Annotated in this window: 2 pseudogenes; both read right to left on the bottom strand. The window is 40.3% G+C overall.

The annotated features are described in order from the left end of the window. Nucleotides 1–342 precede the first annotated feature (342 nt). Nucleotides 343–696: pseudogene (locus tag F8S12_RS10225) on the bottom strand (hypothetical protein); the annotation flags it as partial. Nucleotides 697–699: 3 nt separating this feature from the next. Continuing rightward, nucleotides 700–1,080: pseudogene (locus F8S12_RS10220) on the bottom strand (tyrosine-type recombinase/integrase); the annotation flags it as partial. Between the last annotated feature and the right edge of the window lie 569 nt (nucleotides 1,081–1,649).

Here is a 1,649-nt window from a genome sequence, read left to right as displayed (position 1 = left end):
TTCTCTTTCTTTAACTATTCTTCCAGACCACTCCTCGATATTTTTCAACTCTAAAAGTTTCGTTACATCCTCTTTAAAATCTGATAATGAATCGGCAAAATTTAGATTTGCATATATGTTTTTCTCCATAAAAGTAGATACTTCCTATTTCAAAACTATTCCTGAAAAGAAATTTTACCTTTTTTATAGTCGCAACAATGTACAGAAACCTCGTTTTTAGCACAGGTTGTGTCTTCTAACGAATATTACTCAGGTCATTGTATTAAATGTTTAATATGTACGTAAGAGTTTATTAGCGATCGCTCTCCAGGTGGGGTTATCTCACAAAATCGCATTGCTCCCCACCTGATCTGTATAGGCGCGGATCTTGCCAGCCGTTAGCCCAAAACAGTGAATTGGGTCTAAGCGGCAAACAGGCTTTTGCCCCAGCCAGAGTTCTGCCGACATAGCGTGTAATGGTTTATCCCCTGGTTCTTTATACAAATACAGCACTGCAAAATATGTTGCTGGTGGTTCGACTGCGATCGCATCAATTTCTGCTGAATAACTTTCACTCCGGCGACGGTAGAACGAACGGCGATTGTGGCAGACTTTTGGATTCCAACAGCCGTCCCCTTGTGGCCCATGCACTAGTTTTGCTTGAGTTGTTGGTAGTTTAGAACATAACTGACACTTGGGATCGAGTGGCTTTGGCATACCTTACTCCACTTCTTCACCAATTGCACGATAGTAAGCAGCGATCGCCGCTTCTTGTTCACTGCGAAGGGTATACCGCCGAAACGCTTTCTCGCTTTGATGTCCTGTTAATTTTCGTGCATGGCTGGGGTCAACTCCCAATAGCAATAAGTCAGTAGCGTAAGTATGTCGGAAGGAGTGAGGATGTAAATCTTCAATGTGAGCTATTTCACCGATTTTTTCCACAGCGAAGTAAATGCCGTGATAACTTAAGCGCTCGCCCTTGTATGAAGCATGGTGTGAAATTATCAGTGGGCTAAGGCTGTTTAACACCTCATTCCTTTCTTCTCGCGATCGCAAATATTCTGCTAAAACTTCCCGACTCTCTTTTCGCAGTGGAACTAAGATGCCCTTATCTTTTATCCGACATAAACTCCGATAAAAATACACTCTCCCCCAGACACTACACTTTCACCAACATGCGATCGCGGAGGGTGCATGTTGGCAACAGAATAGAAACTATTGCGCTGCCGATAAATTTTCTTTGTCTTTGGTATTGCTTTTGATGCGTAATCCAGCAATACACACTTACAAGGTGCTAATTTCTAGTTATAGTTAGCCGTAACTTATTATAAGCACGATTCAACTAGGGAGCAATGCGATTTTGTGAGATAACCCCACCTGGAGAGCGATCGCTAATAAACTCTTACGTACATATTAAACATTTAATACAATGACCTGAGTAATATTCGTTAGAAGACACAACCTGTGCTAAAAACGAGGTTTCTGTACATTGTTGCGACTATAAAAAAGGTAAAATTTCTTTTCAGGAATAGTTTTGAAATAGGAAGTATCTACTTTTATGGAGAAAAACATATATGCAAATCTAAATTTTGCCGATTCATTATCAGATTTTAAAGAGGATGTAACGAAACTTTTAGAGTTGAAAAATATCGAGGAGTGGTCTGGAAGAA

The sequence above is a fragment of the Nostoc sp. WHI genome (assembly GCF_015714725.1).
In the GTDB taxonomy this organism is placed as follows: domain Bacteria; phylum Cyanobacteriota; class Cyanobacteriia; order Cyanobacteriales; family Nostocaceae; genus Nostoc.
Note: the sequence above shows the minus strand (reverse complement) of the source record. Positions and strands in the feature narration are given on the sequence as shown.